Below are 17,174 nucleotides of genomic sequence, written 5' to 3' on the forward strand. Positions count from 1 at the left end.
CTATTTCCGCGGCAGGCCCAGAATCATCGAGGCGATGATGGTCAGCTGGATCTCTGCCGTGCCGCCTCCGATGAGCTCGGATGGCATGTCGAAGTAGGGACTGATCACCGGGGGATCCGAATCCTCAAGCATGGCAAGGCGTCCGCTGAGACTCAACGTGGCGGTGGAGGCGCGGCGCAGCAGCAGCACCATCGCGTACTTGGCGATGCTCGACGTCGGTCCGGGGCCCTGCCCTTGTACCAGACGCAACGTCTCACGCAGGACCATCGCCTTGATGGCGGTGGTATGCGCTTCGATTCCGCCCAACGCCTGCAGGACGGTGTCGTGATCGGGCCCGTCTGCATCGGCCACCCTCCGCAGGGCTTCGGACCGATCGAGGTTGACGTAGTTGCCGATCGCCGTGCGTTCGACGGCCATGGTGGCCACGGCCAGATCCCAGCCCTGGCCTGGTTCGCCGACCAGCATGTCGTCGGGAATGAAGACGTCGGTGAGGAAGACCTCGTTGAAGTCGAAGTGGCCGCTGGCTTGTTTGATCGGGCTGATCTCGATGCCGGGGGAGGACATGTCGACGAGGAAGTAGCTGATGCCACCGTGTTTCGACGCATCCGGGTCGGTGCGTGCCAGCATCGCCCCGAACTGGGCGACGTGCGCCGACGACGTCCAGATCTTGTGCCCGTTCACCAGCCAGCCGCCGTCGACCTTCGCAGCGCGGGTGGTCAGCGAGGCGAGGTCTGAGCCGGCTCCCGGTTCACTGAACAGCTGGCACCAGCGCTCGGTGCCGCGCAGCATCGGACCCGCGAATCGTTCGCGCTGTGAGTCGGTTCCGCTGTCGAGGATCGTCGGCAGGATCCACTCCGCGATGTTGAGCGAGGGCCGAACCAGATCAGGACGCTTGTCGAACTCCTCGGTGATGATCACCTGCTGTACCGGGGTGGCCCCGACGCCCCACGGGGCCGGCAGGTGCGGGGCGACCAAACCGGCGTCGGCGAGTAGGTCCCGTTGCGAACCGTAGGCCAGCCCGGGCGCCCGACGGTCGTCGGTGGGCGTTTCGTTCCGCAGTTCCATGGCCTGGTCGAGCGTCTTCGCCAGGGCGGCGCGGAAGTCCGACTCGACGTCGTCGCCGAGATTGATTGCGGTAGAGCGCTTCAGCGTGCGAGACAGTTCACCCGCTTCGCGGGCCCAACGTGGTGACGGTCCCAGCGATGCGGCCAGGCTGGTGGCCCGGCGCCAGTACAGGTGGGTGTCGTGTTCCCAGGTGTAGCCGATCGCGCCGAACATGAGCAGCGCGTCCAGCATCAGGTCGGGGCCTGCGCAGACCGCCATCAATGCGGCCGAGGCGGCGGCCAGCCGGTGCTGCTCGATGCTCTCGTCGATCGCGCGCACCGCATCCCACGCCGTTGCCGACGCCAGTTCCGCGTTGACCAGCAGGATCGCGGCCTTGTGCTGCAGCGCCTGGAACGACCCGACGGGCTTGCCGAACTGTTCGCGGGTGCGGATGTAGTTCACCGCGGTCTCGACGCCCTTGCGCACCGTGCCCGCCGAAGCGCAGGCCGTCAGCGCGGCGACGACGCAACGAGCCCGATCGGTCTCGATACCCGATATGCGTTGTTCCGCGGTCACCGGATAGCTGTCGAGGACGAGCACACCGACGTCGGTGCTCAGGTCGGTGCCCCGCTGCTGCTCGACAGCGATGTCCGGTCCCATCGGCAGGCCGAACCACAGCTCGGTGCCGTCCTCGGCGTGCACCGCCAGCAGGATGCGCTGCGCGGCAATCAGTCCCAGCGTGCTGCCGATCGATCCGGTCAATCGCCAGCCGTCGCCGTCGGGCATGGCCCGGACACCGGAATCCTCGGGCAGCACCACCGCGGCCGTCGCACCGCCGGCGAGATCGGCCACCAACGTCGCCGCGGAGTCGTCGGCCAGATTCGCCACGGCGCTGGCGGACACCGTACTGAGCAGGGGGCCGGGCAGCAGCGCCGCGGACGCCGCTTCGATGACGCAGGCCATATCCGCGAGCGTCCCGCCCTGGCCGCCGGCATCTTCGGGAATGTGCACCGCATGGAAGCCGTTGGCGGTGAACTCCTCCCACCACGTCGGCAGTTCACCGGCTGCGATCGAGTCGAGGGCCGCCCGCGTCTTGTCGATCGGGGCGTGCCGGGCCGCGAACTGAGTCACGGCCTCGGCCAGCTGCTCCTGCTCGATCGTGATCGCCAACACTGCGTTAGTTCTCCAGTCCTAGAATCCGGGCGGCATTGCCGTACAGGAACTTCGGCCACACCTCATCCTTGAACGGCACGTTGGGCAGATCACTGAAGATCCGTTCCAGCGACAGACCCATCGGGAAATAGCCCGCGTAGATGACCTTGTCGGCGCCGCGGGTGTTCGCGTAGTCGATGATCTCCTTGGGGTAGTACTTCGGTGCGAACGCCGATGTCGAGTAATACAGGTTGGGCCACTTGAGCATCAGCTTGACGGCGAGGTCCTGCCACGGCTCGCAGCCGTGGCGGGTGACGAAGACCAGGTCGGGGAAGTCGAACATCACGATGTCGATGCGCGAGACCTCCTGCGGTGCCATCGGAATTCGCGGGCCGGGAACGCCGGCGCAGACGAAGATGGGGATGCCGAGTTCGACGCAGGTGGCGTAGATCGGATACATCTTCGGATCGTCGATGGGAACCTGCGGGAAGGTGCCCGACGGGAAAACCGACGTCGCACGGATGCCGTAGGTCTCGTAGTCGCGGCGGATCGCCTGCACCGAACCCATCACGTCGTTGGGGTCGGCGATCGCGCCGGAGGGAATGAATCGATCGGGGAACATCTTCAGCGCGAGCTCGGCCGCGGAGCCCTCGCTTACGCCGATCATCGACTTCTCGATGCCGAACCGGTCCATCTGCTGAAGCAGTAGTGATACCGGGTCGTCGGTGGGCAGGCCCTTGGGCACGTCTTTGAACATGTACTCGACCGGGAAGTCGAAGTCCTCTTTGGATTCGCGATCCTTGGTCTGCTTGCGAATGAAGTCGTATTGAGCGGTCCCCTCGTGCGGGAATCCGATCATCGTGTCGATCACCGGCAGACCGACCGGTCCGGCCATGGCGTCCTCCCATCCCAAGAGACCGGCGGGGTGCCGCCGCGACCACCATAGTGAAACACGGTTCTACTTGGTGTCAAGCCGCCACCTGGTGTTACGTCCCTATTCCCGGCTAACCTGTCGTAACATCACAGAAGACTGTTCTGCGCTGATCGGAGGTGGCATCGTGAATACGCCCGCTCCCGATCTGATGTCGCCGACGGGCCGGATCATCCCGATGTCGGATATGACCAGCGGTCAGCTCGCCCGCCGCGCGAAGATCATCGAAGAGGTCATCGATCTGATCGGTGAGGTCGGCGCCGATGCGGTCCAGATGCGGGATGTGGCTCAGCGCGCGGGAGTCGCCCTGGCCACCCTGTACCGATACTTCAGCTCCAAAGAGAACCTGCTGGCCGCCGCGCTGGCGGATTGGCAGAAGCGGTTGACCCGCCGCATGCTGTCGGGCGGCGGCCCCGCCGACAGCGACCCGCTACCCGCTGTTCTGGACTACCTGCGCCGTGCCCAGCGGGCGTTCAATCGCAACCCGGCCATGACCGCCCTGATGCTGCAGATGATGACATCGACCGATCCCGAAGTGCGTTCGTCGATCGATCAGATGGAGCGCACCAATGTCGAGTTGTACAACCGCCTGCTGGCCGGCGTCGCGCCGGAGTTGATCCCGCAGGTGAGTTTCGGCCTCAACGCCGCGCTGAGCGCCGCACTCGCCGGCCTGCGGGCCGGGCGACTGACATTGGACGAATCGCTCAATCACGTGGAGTGGGTGGCTCGGGTGCTGCTCGCGGAGGCGCAGCACGCCTAGTTCGCGGCTAGGCTCGAGCGATATGTCGTTGTCTGCTGAGTTGTGGTCGCACAATTCCGATCTGGCCGCCGATATCCTGGCGCATCCGTTTGTTCGCGGGATCGCAGACGGCTCGCTGCCGCGTAGGCGCTTCGCCGCATACATCGCTCAGGACGCGTTCTTCCTCGAATCCTTCGCCCGCGCATATGCATTGGCCTTGGTCCACAGTCCGGACACCTCTACCCTGCTGGTTCTGGCCGATTTGATCGCCGGGGTTCGCGAGGAACTGGGACTGCACGCGTCCTATGCCGGCTCGTGGGACATCGACATGGCCGGGGTCGAACCGCTGGCGGCAACCAGCGCGTACACCGAGTTCCTCCTCGCGACCGCGGCCACGCGACCGCCAGAGGTCGTCTATGCCGCGATGACCCCGTGCATGCGGTTGTACGCGTGGGTCGGCCAGTCGCTGGATGCCGACTCGGCCGGCCCGTACGCGCAGTGGGTACAGACATATGCCGCACCGGAATTCGAGGGGATCGCCCGCCAGCTGGAGAACCTGCTCGACGAGCAGTCGCCGGACACTCCGGATGTGCGCAACGCGTACCGGCGTGCGATGCAGCTGGAACTGGCATTCTTCGAAGCGGCCAACAACACCGACACCTGATCGGTCGCCGCGACTGTGGTCAGAAGTCCGCGGGATCAGGCCGTTCGACCGAGCGGGGTGACAGGCCCAGACCACGTACGTGCAGCGCGATGTCCCGCAGGGGTGCCACCCAGACATCCGAGCACGACACCACGTGCTCGACCAGTTCCTCCAGCGCGGCCGCTCGCGACGGCCGACCCGACAGGAAGGGATGGTTCGTCAGCACGAAGCAGCCTCCGACTGCGCGTAGACCTTCGAACTCCAGCCGCCAGATCTCGGCGGCTTTGCGGGGGCTCTCGATCAGTCCGCTACCGGAGATCTCCGGCAGGTAGCAGTACTGCTCCCAGTCGTCGAGCGCCCACTGCACCGGGATTTCGACGAGGCCGCTGCCGGTGGCGCCCACCCGCAGTTCGTACGGATGGTCGGCGTCCATCAGGCTGGTGTCGTAGAGGAAGCCCCGCTCGGCCAGCAATTGCGGTGAGTGCCAGTTCAATTCCCACATCGGAGCCCGGAAGCCGACCGGAGCTTCGCCGGTGAGCGCGGCCAGCACCTCGGTGCCGCGGTCCAGGATCACCCCCTCCTGCTCCGGGGTCATGCCGGTGAGGACCTCGTGCAGATAGCCATGGTGCGCGACCTCGTGGCCGCCGTCGACGATCGCACGCACCACATCGGGATAGCGGACCGCGGTGTAGCCGGGGACGAAGAACGTCGAGCGAACATCGTGTCGCGCCAGCAGCGCCAGGAGCCGGGGCACACCGACCAGCGGCCCGTATGCCTGGTGCGTCATCACCGACATCCGATCGGCATGCGCCGCATCGATGTTCAGTACGGCTGATTCGGCATCGACGTCGAAGGTGAAGCATGCCGCGGCCCGCTTACCCGCGGGCCAGGCCACAGGTTCGGCCGGTGTCGCGCTCATCTACGGGTCCGCCGACGATGCTGCCGAGTCATGTTCGTAGATGATGGCCTATCTCCGAGCCGGCCGCATGCTCAGCAGCCGACCATGCGAGATCAGCGAGCCGGCTTGCTTGAGCCGCTGCGTTCGTACGCTGACGTCGTAGCCCTGTACGTGACGCACACTCCCCAGCCGCTCGATGATGTACCGGTGTAGGTGATCGACATCGCGGGTGATCACGACCGCCAGCAGGTTATGGGGTCCGCTCACGGCGATCACCGAGGCGATCTCGGCATGTGCGAGAAGCTGTTCGGCGGCACCCGTCAGATCGCGGGGTGCTATCGCCATCCAGATCAGGGCATGGACTCCAAAGCCCAGCCGCTCGGTGAGCACGTCGACGTCATAGGTCAGGGTGCCCGCCGTTTCCATCGCCGCGATGCGTCGCTTGACTCGGGCCGGCGACCAGCCGGTCAACTCGGCCAACTGCGCGTGCGGGATCCGCCCATCACGTGCCAGCGCTTCCAGCAGGGGACGATCGTCGCTCACCGGCGGGACCGCGGCGCCGGACCGCTCGGCTTGCACGTCGGCCAACGCTTTCACCTGCGCGGCGGTCAGGGTGTGGCCGTAGCCGGTCCACACCGCACCTGAGGAGTCGCCGAAGACGTGCAGCACCAGATCGACCGTCATGCTCAACACCGCCGAGGTGCGCGGCAGGCGGTGCAGGATCCCGTCGCTGTTCTCGGCCAGCGGTGCGCGAACGATGCACACCAGCTCGGTGGATCCGGACAACACGTTGGCGTGGGTGACTTCCGGTCGCTGGGTGAGCGCCTCGGCCACGCTGAGCAGCGTGTCGGGCCTGGTTCGCAGCCGGACGACCCACTGACACTCGCCGTACACCTGCGGGTTCACCAGGCCGACCACCCGGATCGCACCGTCGCGCAGCATGGCGCGGTAGCGGCGTGCGACGGTCTGTTCGGGAACGCCGAGCACGTCACCGATCCGCCGAAACGACACGCGCGGGGACAGTTGGAGCGCATGCAGAATCTTGCCGTCTAGCGGGGATGTCATGCCGATAACGGTACGTAAGGGTCGATCCAGATGCCGATATCCGCCGCATCTGCGCGCTGATGTGGTTGATCTGACCTCACGATCCGAGACTGGACTGACTGGAGTCGAGCGACGCGGCCTCGGCCGACGGAATCGGAGGATGTCATGAGAATCGGTATCGGTCTGCCAAACCATGTCGCAGGTGTCGGCGGTGCGGTGATCGGTTCGTGGGCCCGCCGCGCCGAGGAGCGCGGGTTCGAGTCCCTGACGACCATCGACCGGCTGTTGTACCCGAGCCTGGACTCGGTTATCGCGCTGTCGGTGGCGGCGGGTGCGACGAGCACGCTCGGCCTGGTAACGAATGTTCTTCTGGCGCCGCTCTATTCGGCACCCGTGCTCGCCAAACAGCTCGGCAGCCTGGCGGCGTGTGCGGGTTCCCGTCTCACGGTCGGCATCGGCGTCGGATCGCGGGCCGACGACTACGACGCGGTGGGCGTGGACTTCGCCAGACGGGGCCGCATCCTCGACGAACAGCTGGTCACGATGCGACACGGTTGGAGTGCCGATGCAGGGTTATGCCCTGCGCCAGTGCAGATTCCACTGCTCTTCGGCGGACGGTCGGAGGCCACGATCCGCAGGGCCACCACCGTCGGCGACGGCTGGGTTGCCGGGGCGCTGCGCGACTTCGACGCGCAGTCGGCCTTCGCCGAGCGGATTCGTGCGGGGTGGCAGGCGGCGGGCCGAGCGGGAGCTCCCGAGATTCATGCTTCGGTGAACTTCGCGCTCGGCGAGGGCGACGTAGTGCGGCGAGGACGAGACCACCTGGCCCGCTACTACGGCTTCAGGCCGGAGTTCGCAAAACTCAACGTGGACGACATGATTCACTCCGCCGACGATGCGCGTGCCGCGGTGCATGCTTACCGCGACCTCGGTTTCGACCGCTTGCTGTTCCACCCCACCGTCACGTCGATCGACCAGGTCGACCTGCTTGCCGACGCGCTGCTGTAAATGGCACGAGGTCAGCCGAGTCGCGGTATCACTTCATCGCCCAACCGCTTCACCCAACCCTGCGGATCGGGGTTGCCCGGCATCGGTCCGGTGTTGATCAAGTCGAAGCCGAGCTGCGCGTAGGCGTCCAGAGTGCGCAGGTACTCGTCGATGTCATTGAACGGGTCGTCCGAATAAGCTGCTGTGAGCCGGATTTCGTCGAAGTCACGACCGACGGTGTCGCAGTGGCGGCGCAAGACGTCCAGCTTGTGCGGCATCTCATCGAGGGATGACGTGCTATTCCATACGTCGGCGTACTGGGCCACCAGTCGCAGTGTCTTCTTTTCACCGGAGCCGCCCAGAAGGATCGGGGGCCGACGAATCGGCTGAGGCTCGCAAAGGGTTTCGGCGAGATGGTAATGCCGCCCGTCATACGGCCCGTCATCATCGCTCCACATCTGTAGACAGATCTGCAGGGTTTCCTCGAGCATGTCGAATCGCTCGCGGACGGAGGGGTACGGGATACCGAGGGCGTGATGCTCCCGCTCGTACCAGGCGGCGCCCAGACCGAGCATCGTGCGGCCGCCGGCCAGCACGTCCAGCGTCGTCATCGTCTTGGCCAGCACACCGGGATGGCGATAGGTGACGCCGGTGACCAACATGGTCAACGTGATTCGGTCGGTCAGACCGGCCAGGTAACCCATCGAGGTGTAGCCCTCCAAGAATGGGTTGTCAGCCCGGGCCAGCGGTTCCATCTGAAGGAAGTGGTCGGCGAGGGTGAACATCTCCACGCCGGCGTCCTCGGCAGCCTTGGCCGTACCCGCCATGGTCGGACCCAGTCGCTCGGCGGCGCCGGGCAGGAAGTCAATGTAGTGAACGCCCAATTTCATAGTGGTGAGCCGCCTTTCATTCATCTAGTCGTCCGAGCAATGTCAGCGCGTCATTGATAACCTGGCGCTCGTTCTCGGTGTAACGGTCCTGCATGGCTCGCACCAACCACTCCTCGCGTACCTTGCGGTCGCTTTCGGCGCGGCGACGGCCGACGTTGGTCAGACCGATCAACTGCCGGCGACCGTCGTCAGGATCCGGGGTGCGGTCGATCAGGCCGTGCCGGTCCAGGCCCGCCACAGTGGCAGCCATTGATTGAGGGCGAACTCGCTCAGCACCTGCGAGTTGGCTGGTCGAACTAGGGCCGTCCTTGAACAAGCGCAGAAGGACGGCCGTCTGCGAGGGGGTCAGGTCATCGTCGGCGGCAACCGCTCGTAACCGCCTGCGCAGCCTGCTGAACACGACGCGAAGTTCTCGTGCGGCCCGAATCGAGGACTCATCGACCTTTCCCATATAGACAGCCTAAACTGTACAGTCAAAACTGTCTAATTTCCGGACGAGGTGGTGGCCGCGCTGAATTTGATGGATTGGCGGGGAGACGTGCCCCGCCACTTTCAACATATAGCGCACCGGGGGGCTTGCGGCAAGACCCCCCGCGTGCCGCAAAATCGCTGCCTTCGAAAGAAACTGACTGCACAGGGGGCATGCGAATGCGTGGATCTGACTACGACCACACCGTGGTGATCGCCGGGGGAGGACCGACCGGGCTGATGCTTGCCGGTGAGCTGGCGCTGGCCGGGGTGGACGTCGCGATCGTCGAACGCCGCACCAGCCAGCAGGTCATCGGCCAGCGGGCCGGCGGGCTGCACTGCCGCACGATCGAACTGCTGGATCAGCGCGGCATCGCAGACCGGTTCCTGGCGGCCGGGCAGGCTGTTCAAGTCGCCGGGTTCGCGCAGATCCGGCTCGACATCAGCGACTTTCCTACCCCCCATCCCTACGGATTGGCGTTGTGGCAGAACGAGATCGAACGGCTCCTGGCCGAATGGGTCGGCGAACTGGGCGTGCCGATCCGTCGCGGGGCGGAGGTGACTGGCTTCACCCAGGGAGAGGCCGGAGTCGAGGTCGAACTCTCCGATGGCGGCGGCCTTCGCGCCGAATACCTCCTCGGATGCGACGGCGGTCGCAGCCTGGTTCGCAAGACCGCCGGCATCGGCTTCCCAGGCTGGGATCCGACGACGAGCTATCTGATTGCTCAGGTGGAGGTCCGCGATGAACCGATGTGGGGCATCCACCGCGACGCCCTCGGTATTCACGGACTCGACCGGCAGAACGACGGCGAACCGGTTCGGGTGATGGTGACCGAGCGAACCGTCGGGCCGGCAACAGAACCCACGCTCGCCGATCTGAGCGCGGCACTCACCGCGGTCTACGGCACCGACTTCGGCATCCACAGCCCCACCTCGATCGCCCGATTCACCGACGCGGCACGGCAGGCGGCCACCTACCGCGACGGCCGGATCCTGCTCGCCGGTGACGCCGCCCACGTCCATCACCCGATCGGCGGCCAGGGTCTCAACACCGGTCTGCAGGATGCGGTCAACCTGGGGTGGAAGCTTGCCCAGGTGGTCAACGGAACCGCACCGGACACGCTGCTCGACACCTACCATGCCGAGCGGCACCCGGTGGGTGCGCGCGTCCTGCAGACCACGATGGCGCAAATGGCATTGCTACGCACCGACGATCGCACAAAAGCCTTGCACGACAACGTCTCCGAGATGCTCGGCATAGACGAGGCGCGCAAGGCATTCGCCGCGCGCATGTCGGGTCTGGACATCCGCTACGACCTCGGGGCGGGGCATCCTCTGCTGGGCCGGCGGATGCCCGACCTGCACGTTCAGACGGCCACCGGGCCGACGCGCGTCTTCGAACTGCTGCACGCCGCCCGGCCGGTACTGCTGGACTTCGATGACCCGGGCGGGATCGATCTTGCGGGGTGGGCGGATCGAGTCAGCCTGGTCACAGCGCAGTACCGAGGCGCATGGAAGCTTCCGGCGCTCGGGGAAGTGGCCGCGCCCACACGAGTGCTGATCCGCCCGGACGGGCACATCGCATGGGTCGGTGAGAGTTCGTCGGAGGGCCTGACTGAGGCGTTGACCAGCTGGTTTGGTCCGTCGATGTAACGGCAGGCAGCCCATGCGGCGATCAACATGCGACAGACCGTGGAGGGAAAGCATTGTGATTGGGCGCCTGGGATCGGCCGTGCTGGCCGCGGGTATCGCACTGGCCGGGCTGACGGCGGCAACCGCGTCGGCGGCACCAGGGTGCGCCGACTACCACTGGATCGGCGCCGCCGGTTCCGGTCAGCGCGACAGTGCCAACCTGACCGCCAACGGCGGGATGGGCTCCGTGGTGTACCAGTCCTATCAGCAGCTCAAATCGCAGCTCGCCGCAGACGGCCGGACCATCGACGCCGAGGCGGTCCAATACCCCGCGGCTGCGGTACCACTGGAGGGCGGCATCAGTGGCTGGCTTGGCTTCCTCGGCAGCGTCGGTGACGGCACCGACGCGACCGCAAAGCAGTACAAGGCGTTCACCGAGCGTTGCCCGGACAGCAAGGTGGTTCTGGCGGGCTACTCACAGGGCGCCATGATCGTCCACCGCAACTTGTATGACCTTGCCGACGATCCGCATCTGGCCGCGGCGCTGTTGATCGCGGACGGCGACCGGCTGCCGGTCGATACCACCATCAAACTGGGGTCGACGGCCGTCGCGATGGGCCACGGCGAGGGCGTCGCGCAGGACCATTCGTTCCTGGCGTCGACCAACACCTCTGAGTTGCCACCGGCGATCGGCACCCGAACCATCAGCGTCTGCGATGTCGGTGATCCGGTCTGCGACTACAACCCCGACACCGGGAAGATCTCCGATGCGGCGATCGCCATTCACACCTCGTACTCGCCGGCGCCGAGCGGACCCCACGCGTGGGTCACGCCGCTCTACACCCTGGTGACGGCGACGGAGACCGCCTCGCCGGTGGAGCTGTCCGCCCACACCTCCTGACCCGGTTCCGTCGCCGGGATGACTTTTCCAGAAGTCATCCGTTCTGGCCGTCAGGGAGCTGTCCTGCTCCCGAAAGCCAGAAGGGATCATCATGAAACTCGTCGTAATCGGTGGCACCGGCCTGGTGGGCTCGAAAGTGGTGCAGAATCTGACCGCCCGCGGCCACGAGGCTGTCGCAGCGGCTCCCTCGACCGGCGTGAACACCTTCACGGGTGAGGGTTTGGCCGAAGTGATGGCGGGGGCCGCCGTCGTGATCGACGTGTCCAATTCGCCGGCACTGGACGACTCGGCAATCGAGTTCTTCCGCACCGCAACCACGAACCTGCTGACCGCCGGGCAGAACGCCGGTGTCCGGCACCACGTCGCGCTGTCGGTGGTGGGCACCGAGGACCTGGCCGCGCAGAGCGGCTACTTCCAGGGCAAGCTCCTCCAGGAGAAGCTGATCAGTGAAGGCCCGATTCCGTTTTCGATCGTGCACGCGACGCAGTTCTTCGAGTTCATCACTACGCTCGCCGACGCCGCGACCGACGGCGACACCGTGGTGCTGCCGCCGAAGTACTTCCAGCCGATGGCGGCCGTCGATGTCGCCGAGGGCGTTGCAATCGCCGCCGTCGGGGAACCGGTCAACGGCATCGCCGAGATCGGCGGCCCCGACATGGTTTTGCTTCCCGACCTCATCCGCACCGCGCTGACTTCCCGTGGTGACAGCCGCACGGTCGTCGCCGATCCGGCCGCGTCGTACTGGGGCGTCGACATCGACGAGCGCACGTTGGTCCCCGGCCCGGGCGCCACTCTCTTCGACACCCGATTCGAGGACTGGCTTCTCGAATCGGCCGCGAAGTCCTAGGCCGCGACGTGGACGTATACGAAGCGGTGCGGAGCAGACGAGCCGTCCGCGGGTTCACCGATCGGCACGTCACACCCGAGATCCTGCAGCGGGTGCTGGCAGCGGCGTCGTGGTCACCCTCGGGGTCGAACATCCAGCCGTGGCACGTCTATGTCGTGACGGGTGCGCCGCTGGCCGAGCTGAAGAAGATCGCCGTCGAGCGTGTCGTTGCAGGTGAAGCCTGGGATGACCGGGAGTTCGACATGTATCCCGCTGAGATGGCGTCGCCCTACCGGGAGCGCCGCTCCGACTTCGGTCGGCAGCGGTACGCGGCCCTGGGCATCGCTCGCGAGGACTGGGAAGCCCGACAGCGGGCGGCCGTCGCGAACTGGGATTGCTTCGGCGCGCCGGTCGCGCTGTTCTGCTACATCGATCGGCATCTCGGCCGGCCGCAGTGGGCCGACCTCGGCATGTATCTGCAGACCGTCATGCTGCTGCTTCGTGCCGAAGGACTGCACAGTTGCCCGCAGATGGCGTGGTCGCAGGTTCGCCGGACCGTTGCCGATGTGGTGTCCCCGCCCGATGAGCTGATGCTGTTCTGCGGCATGTCCGTTGGCTACGAAGACATCTCGGTCAGCTACTCACGTACCGGTCGGGCCCCTCTTGACGAGACCGTCACGTTCCTGCCCGAATAGGTCCGCCCACCGCGGTGTCCACCACCCCCGGTTACGATCAGGACCGGAAATTCCGGTGAGGTCCGCTAGGGGCAGACGGTGGTGCCTATCTCGAGTGACGGGCGGCCAGCGCACTTGCATGGTCGTGCCGCCGAGTGCCAAGTGCTGCGATCGGTGATCTCGACCACCGCCGGTGGCGATTCGCAGGTGCTGGTGCTGCGCGGCGAGGCCGGCGTCGGCAAGACAGCGTTGCTCGGGTACCTCTCGGAGCAGGCATCGGCGTCACGGGTGCTGAACGTCGCCGGCGTTCAGTCGGACATGGAACTCGCCTACGCCGGACTGCAGCAACTGTGCGCCCCGCTGATGGAGCATCTCGGTGAGCTGCCGGATCCGCAACGTTCGGCGCTCGACGTCGCCTTCGGTCGCGGAGTGGGTGAGCCGCCCGACCGGTTCCTGGTGGGTTTGGCGGTCCTGAGCCTGATGGCGGCAGCCGCTCAGCGTCAGCCCCTGCTGTGCATCGTCGACGACGCGCAATGGCTCGACCAGGTGACGGTACAGACGTTGGGCTTCGTGGCGCGCCGCCTGCTGGCCGAGCCGATCGCGTTGGTGTTCGCCGTGCGCGACGACGGTGCTCAGCCGCTGACGGGGCTGCCCGAATTGGTCGTCCGCGGCCTGACCGACGGCGATGCGCGTGAGCTACTGGATTCGGTGATGCTCGGCGGTATCGATCCGCCGGTACGTGATCGCATCGTCGCTGAGACCAGAGGTAACCCTCTTGCGCTGCTTGAGGTTCCACGCAACGCCTCGGCCACCGAGCTCGCCGGCGGCTTTTGGCTGTCGGCCTCGGCGACGGCACCGGGGGCTATCGAGACCAGTTATGTGCAGCGCATTCAAGGGCTTCCCGCGCCGACCCGGCGGCTGCTGCTCGTGGCAGCGGCCGAGCCCGTCGGTGATGCCGCATTGTTCCTGCGGGCTGCCGCCGCGCTGGGCATCCCCATCGACGCGCTGGCGCCTGCCGAAGCCGCCGGCGTCATCGAGTTCGGTCCGCGGATGCGGTTCCGGCACCCGCTGCTGCGGTCCGCGGCGTACCGCGCCGCCGATCTGGCCGACCGCAGAGCCATCCACCGCGCTCTGGCCGACGCCACCGACCCCGACGCAGATCCCGATCGGCGCGCATGGCATGCCGCCAACGCTGCGGCAGGCCCCGACGACGAGGTGGCCGAGGAGCTGGAGAACTCGGCGGCCAGGGCCCAGAGCCGCGGTGGGATGGCCGCGGCGGCAGCGTTTCTCGAGCGCTCCGCGATCTTGACAGCCGATCCACAGCTGCGCGGCGCGCGGGCGTTGGCCGCCGCGCAGGCCAAGCGAGACGCCGCGGCGCCGGCCGCCGCTCGTGACCTGCTCGACCTCGCGGAGCGGGGACCCTTGTCAGAGCTGCAACGGGCTCAGGTGGCGCGCCTGCGCGCCCAGATGGACTTTGTCCGCAGCCGAGCCGGCGAAGCCGGAGCGCCGTCCGTGCGCGATACCGCGCAGGCGCTTCTGGACGCCGCTCAGGCACTTGAACACCTCGATGACCACGCATCTCGAGAGAGCTACCTCGAAGCGATCGCGGCGCTGATGTACGCCGGCCGCCTCGGTGAGCCGGGGGCGCTGACCAATGCTGCGCGGGCGGCCCTGGCGGCACTGGACCGTGAGACCGAACTGTCTCGCTCGGTGGACTTCTTGCTCAAGGGGGTCGCCGGGCGCATCACCCAGGGGGTCGGCGCCGGTACCGAGTCGATGCGAATCGGCTTGGATCACATGTGTATTCAGGCCGCGGCGGATGACCGCAACGTCCTGCGGTGGATGGTGCCGGCGTTCCCGATCCTGCAGGAGTCGTCGGCCCACGAATTGTGGGACCAGGCCACCGTGCACCAGCTGTCCGCCGCAGCTGTGCGTGCCGCGCGCAACGCCGGTGCCCTGGCCATCCTGCCGCGCGCGCTGGTGTACCAGGCCGGCGTCCACCTGGTCGCCGGCGAATTTCGCACGGCAGCAACCCTTGTCGAAGAAGCCAACGCGATCACGTCGGCCACCGACCACTATGCGGCGGTCAAATATCACGCCTTGATGCTCACCGCCTGGCGGGGCGACGCGGCCGAAGCCGAACGGTTGATCAAGGCCACCGAAGCGGACGGAACCAGCCGCGGCGAGGGCCGAGTGCTCGGGTTGACCGGATACGCCGCGGCGGTGCTCTACAACGGGCTGGGCCGCTACGACGAGGCGCTGGCTGCCGCCCGGACCGTGTGCGAATACGAGGACATCGGGTTCTACAGCTGGTGTCTGTACGAACTGGTCGAAGCGGCGGCACGCAGCGGCGAGCGGGACACCGCGACCGCGGCGATCCACGATCTCGCCGATCGCGCCGGAGCCAGCGGAACCGACTGGGGCCTGGGCGCATTGGCCGCGGCTCAGGCGATGCTCGCCGACGACGCCGACGCCGATGCGCTCTTCACCGAAGCCATCGAGCGGCTGGGGCGCACCACGATCGCCGTGCACCGGGCCCGCGCGCACCTCGCGTACGGGGAGTGGCTGCGACGGGTGCTGCGCCGAGCCGACGCCCGGCGACACTTGACCGAGGCCCACGAGATGTTCGTTCGGATGGGTGCAGGCGCCTTTGCCGAGCGCGCTCGCCGGGAACTGGCGGCCACCGGCGAGAAGGTGCGTGCGCACCAGCCGAGCGCGGGCGGGGAGCTCACGGCGCAAGAGGCGCAGATCGCGCGACTGGCCGGCGAAGGCCTGACGAACCAGGAGATCGGTGCGCAGCTGTTCATCAGCACGCACACCGTCGAATGGCATCTGCGAAAGGTCTTCGCCAAGCTCGGCATCACCTCACGCAGGCAACTGCGGGCGATGTCCTGGGCGAGTTAGACCCGACCACGGACCGACGACTACGGACTACGGGGTTTCAAGGGTTCGCGTGGACGGCACGGCGGCGAGGCTGAGGTCATCCGCAACTCGCACCCAGGAGACCGCTCATGACCGTCACGTCTGTTCCCCGGCCAACCGACTCCGGGGCCGCCGAGCGGTTCGCCCGCGACGCGCAACCCCTGTTCGATGCTCTGCTGCGCCGGGCCAGGGGATTGACCAAGACCATGGCCGACGCCGAGGACCTGGTGCAGGACACCCTCCTGCACGCATTCATGGGCTACCACACGTTTCGCGACGGCACCGACTTCAAGGCGTGGCTGTTCCGGATTCTCTACAACCGCTGGGTGAGCGGCTTCCGCGCCAAGCAGCGCCGGCCATCGGAGGTACCGGTGGACGACGTCACCGAGGGCGACCTTGCTGACAGCGCTGCCCGGTCATCCACCGCCTCCCGCTCGGCCGAGGCCGAGGCGCTCACCCGGCTGCCCGACGGCGACCTCCGCTCTGCAATGGACACCTTGCCGGAGGACTTCCGCACGGTGCTGTTCTACGCCGAGATTCAGGGCCACACCTACGCCGAGACCGCCGTGATCCTCAACATTCCGCGCGGCACGGTGATGTCGCGGGCCTCCCGCGGCAGGCAGCGCCTTCGGGTGGCGCTCGCCGACAGCGCGTACGCGCCGACGGCTCAGATCGCGTGACCACCGACATGGAACTGACCGGGCAGACGGCGCTGGTCACCGGTGGCACCGCCGGGATCGGGCTGGCGTGCGCCCGGCTGTTGGCCGACGCCGGTGCCACGGTGATCATCACGGGGCGAGACCATCGGCGCGGCGCGGCCGCGGTCGGCCATATCTCCGGCCAGGCGAGCTTCGTGGCCGCAGACCTCTCCGATGCCGACGCGGTACAGGCATTGGTCGCCCGGGTGGGAGAGGTGGACATCCTGGTCAACAATGCGGCCAGCTTTCCCGGAGCGCTCACCGTCGATCAGGACCTCACGGCCTTCGAGACGACATTCGACACCAATGTGCGCGGCACCTACTTCCTGACCGCCGGCCTGGTCCCGGGCATGTTGCGGCGACATCGGGGCAGCATCGTGAACGTCACGTCGATGGTCGCGTCCAAAGGTGTCGGCGGCGCATCCACGTATGGCGCGTCGAAGGCGGCGGTCGAAGCGCTGACGCGATCGTGGGCGGCCGAGTTCGGCCCCTATGGCGTCCGGGTCAACAGCGTTGCGCCGGGACCCACCAAAACCGAAGGCGTCGCGGCGCAATGGGGCGACACCAACGACGAACTCGGCCGGGCGCTGCCCCTCGGACGCACCGCCGCCCCCGAGGAGATCGCCCACGCGGTGCTTTTCCTCGCCTCTCCGCGGGCGAGCTTCATCACCGGATCGACCCTGCACGCCGACGGCGGCGGAACAGCCGTCTGACATCAAGGAGAA

The 17,174-nt window shown here is 67.0% G+C and carries 16 protein-coding genes; 10 read left to right on the forward strand and 6 right to left on the reverse strand.

The window, feature by feature from the left end; translation table 11 throughout:
- Together AB4879_RS08995 and AB4879_RS09000 are read right to left on the reverse strand one after the other, a co-directional pair.
- Entirely contained in the window at positions 1-2,217 is a 2,217-nt protein-coding gene (locus tag AB4879_RS08995; protein ID WP_370507315.1) for an acyl-CoA dehydrogenase, read from the reverse strand.
- Positions 2,218-2,221: 4 nt separating this feature from the next.
- Complete coding sequence (locus AB4879_RS09000; RefSeq protein ID WP_102805942.1) at positions 2,222-3,091, reverse strand: amidohydrolase family protein; 870 nt, start codon at positions 3,089-3,091, stop codon at positions 2,222-2,224.
- A 163-nt stretch (positions 3,092-3,254) separates the two neighbouring features.
- Between AB4879_RS09000 and AB4879_RS09005 the strand changes: the two genes are divergently transcribed.
- Complete coding sequence (locus AB4879_RS09005) at positions 3,255-3,887, forward strand: TetR family transcriptional regulator (RefSeq protein WP_370507316.1); 633 nt, start codon at positions 3,255-3,257, stop codon at positions 3,885-3,887.
- Positions 3,888-3,909: 22 nt separating this feature from the next.
- The gene (locus AB4879_RS09010) at positions 3,910-4,530 is read left to right on the forward strand and encodes a TenA family protein (protein WP_370507317.1); all 621 of its coding nucleotides are present in this window, start codon (positions 3,910-3,912) and stop codon (positions 4,528-4,530) included.
- A 19-nt stretch (positions 4,531-4,549) separates the two neighbouring features.
- Here AB4879_RS09010 and AB4879_RS09015 read toward each other — a convergent pair whose 3' ends face one another.
- Positions 4,550-5,428 carry a polysaccharide deacetylase gene (locus AB4879_RS09015; protein WP_370507318.1) on the reverse strand — a complete coding sequence of 293 codons (879 nt, stop codon included), beginning with the start codon at positions 5,426-5,428 and terminating at the stop codon, positions 4,550-4,552.
- 48 nt (positions 5,429-5,476) lie between these two features.
- Complete coding sequence (locus AB4879_RS09020) at positions 5,477-6,472, reverse strand: Lrp/AsnC family transcriptional regulator (protein ID WP_370507319.1); 996 nt, start codon at positions 6,470-6,472, stop codon at positions 5,477-5,479.
- 144 nt (positions 6,473-6,616) lie between these two features.
- Here AB4879_RS09020 and AB4879_RS09025 point away from each other — a divergent pair, with 144 nt between their 5' ends.
- Positions 6,617-7,459: an LLM class flavin-dependent oxidoreductase gene (locus AB4879_RS09025; protein ID WP_370507320.1), complete on the forward strand. Its 843-nt coding sequence runs from the start codon at positions 6,617-6,619 to the stop codon at positions 7,457-7,459.
- 11 nt (positions 7,460-7,470) lie between these two features.
- On the opposite strand, the gene AB4879_RS09030 is transcribed toward AB4879_RS09025, so the two are convergent.
- The gene (locus tag AB4879_RS09030; protein WP_102805947.1) at positions 7,471-8,328 is read right to left on the reverse strand and encodes an LLM class F420-dependent oxidoreductase; all 858 of its coding nucleotides are present in this window, start codon (positions 8,326-8,328) and stop codon (positions 7,471-7,473) included.
- Positions 8,329-8,344: 16 nt separating this feature from the next.
- Complete coding sequence (locus AB4879_RS09035) at positions 8,345-8,779, reverse strand: MarR family winged helix-turn-helix transcriptional regulator (protein WP_370507321.1); 435 nt, start codon at positions 8,777-8,779, stop codon at positions 8,345-8,347.
- A gap of 197 nt (positions 8,780-8,976) precedes the next feature.
- On the opposite strand from AB4879_RS09035, the gene AB4879_RS09040 reads away from it, so the two are divergent.
- The 7 genes from AB4879_RS09040 to AB4879_RS09070 all read left to right on the forward strand — a co-directional run bounded on the left by AB4879_RS09040 (position 8,977) and on the right by AB4879_RS09070 (position 17,162).
- On the forward strand, positions 8,977-10,449 hold the full coding sequence (locus tag AB4879_RS09040) for an FAD-dependent monooxygenase (RefSeq protein ID WP_370507322.1): 1,473 nt from the start codon (positions 8,977-8,979) through the stop codon (positions 10,447-10,449).
- A gap of 55 nt (positions 10,450-10,504) precedes the next feature.
- Positions 10,505-11,329, forward strand: coding sequence for a cutinase family protein (locus AB4879_RS09045; protein WP_370507323.1), 825 nt, complete (start codon positions 10,505-10,507; stop codon positions 11,327-11,329).
- Between the two features lie 91 nt (positions 11,330-11,420).
- Positions 11,421-12,176, forward strand: a complete 756-nt coding sequence (locus AB4879_RS09050; protein WP_370507324.1) for an SDR family oxidoreductase — start codon at positions 11,421-11,423, stop codon at positions 12,174-12,176.
- A gap of 8 nt (positions 12,177-12,184) precedes the next feature.
- Complete coding sequence (locus tag AB4879_RS09055) at positions 12,185-12,850, forward strand: nitroreductase (RefSeq protein ID WP_370507325.1); 666 nt, start codon at positions 12,185-12,187, stop codon at positions 12,848-12,850.
- An 87-nt stretch (positions 12,851-12,937) separates the two neighbouring features.
- Positions 12,938-15,733, forward strand: coding sequence for an AAA family ATPase (locus tag AB4879_RS09060; protein WP_370507475.1), 2,796 nt, complete (start codon positions 12,938-12,940; stop codon positions 15,731-15,733).
- A 107-nt stretch (positions 15,734-15,840) separates the two neighbouring features.
- Positions 15,841-16,431, forward strand: coding sequence for a sigma-70 family RNA polymerase sigma factor (locus AB4879_RS09065; RefSeq protein WP_370507326.1), 591 nt, complete (start codon positions 15,841-15,843; stop codon positions 16,429-16,431).
- A gap of 8 nt (positions 16,432-16,439) precedes the next feature.
- On the forward strand, positions 16,440-17,162 hold the full coding sequence (locus AB4879_RS09070; protein WP_370507476.1) for an SDR family NAD(P)-dependent oxidoreductase: 723 nt from the start codon (positions 16,440-16,442) through the stop codon (positions 17,160-17,162).
- The last annotated feature ends 12 nt before the right edge of the window (positions 17,163-17,174 follow it).

It is taken from the genome of Mycobacterium sp. SA01, assembly GCF_041287105.1.
In the GTDB taxonomy this organism is placed as follows: Bacteria; Actinomycetota; Actinomycetes; order Mycobacteriales; family Mycobacteriaceae; genus Mycobacterium.

Coding starts and splice junctions, on each gene's coding strand:
- AB4879_RS09030 (WP_102805947.1), bottom strand. CDS start 8,328: ATGAAATTGGGCGTTCACTACATTGACTTCCTGCCCGGCGCCGCCGAG.
- AB4879_RS09010 (WP_370507317.1), top strand. CDS start 3,910: ATGTCGTTGTCTGCTGAGTTGTGGTCGCACAATTCCGATCTGGCCGCC.
- AB4879_RS09040 (WP_370507322.1), top strand. CDS start 8,977: ATGCGTGGATCTGACTACGACCACACCGTGGTGATCGCCGGGGGAGGA.
- AB4879_RS09015 (WP_370507318.1), bottom strand. CDS start 5,428: ATGAGCGCGACACCGGCCGAACCTGTGGCCTGGCCCGCGGGTAAGCGG.
- AB4879_RS09050 (WP_370507324.1), top strand. CDS start 11,421: ATGAAACTCGTCGTAATCGGTGGCACCGGCCTGGTGGGCTCGAAAGTG.
- AB4879_RS09065 (WP_370507326.1), top strand. CDS start 15,841: ATGACCGTCACGTCTGTTCCCCGGCCAACCGACTCCGGGGCCGCCGAG.
- AB4879_RS09035 (WP_370507321.1), bottom strand. CDS start 8,779: ATGGGAAAGGTCGATGAGTCCTCGATTCGGGCCGCACGAGAACTTCGC.
- AB4879_RS09020 (WP_370507319.1), bottom strand. CDS start 6,472: ATGACATCCCCGCTAGACGGCAAGATTCTGCATGCGCTCCAACTGTCC.
- AB4879_RS09070 (WP_370507476.1), top strand. CDS start 16,440: ATGGAACTGACCGGGCAGACGGCGCTGGTCACCGGTGGCACCGCCGGG.
- AB4879_RS09000 (WP_102805942.1), bottom strand. CDS start 3,091: ATGGCCGGACCGGTCGGTCTGCCGGTGATCGACACGATGATCGGATTC.
- AB4879_RS09025 (WP_370507320.1), top strand. CDS start 6,617: ATGAGAATCGGTATCGGTCTGCCAAACCATGTCGCAGGTGTCGGCGGT.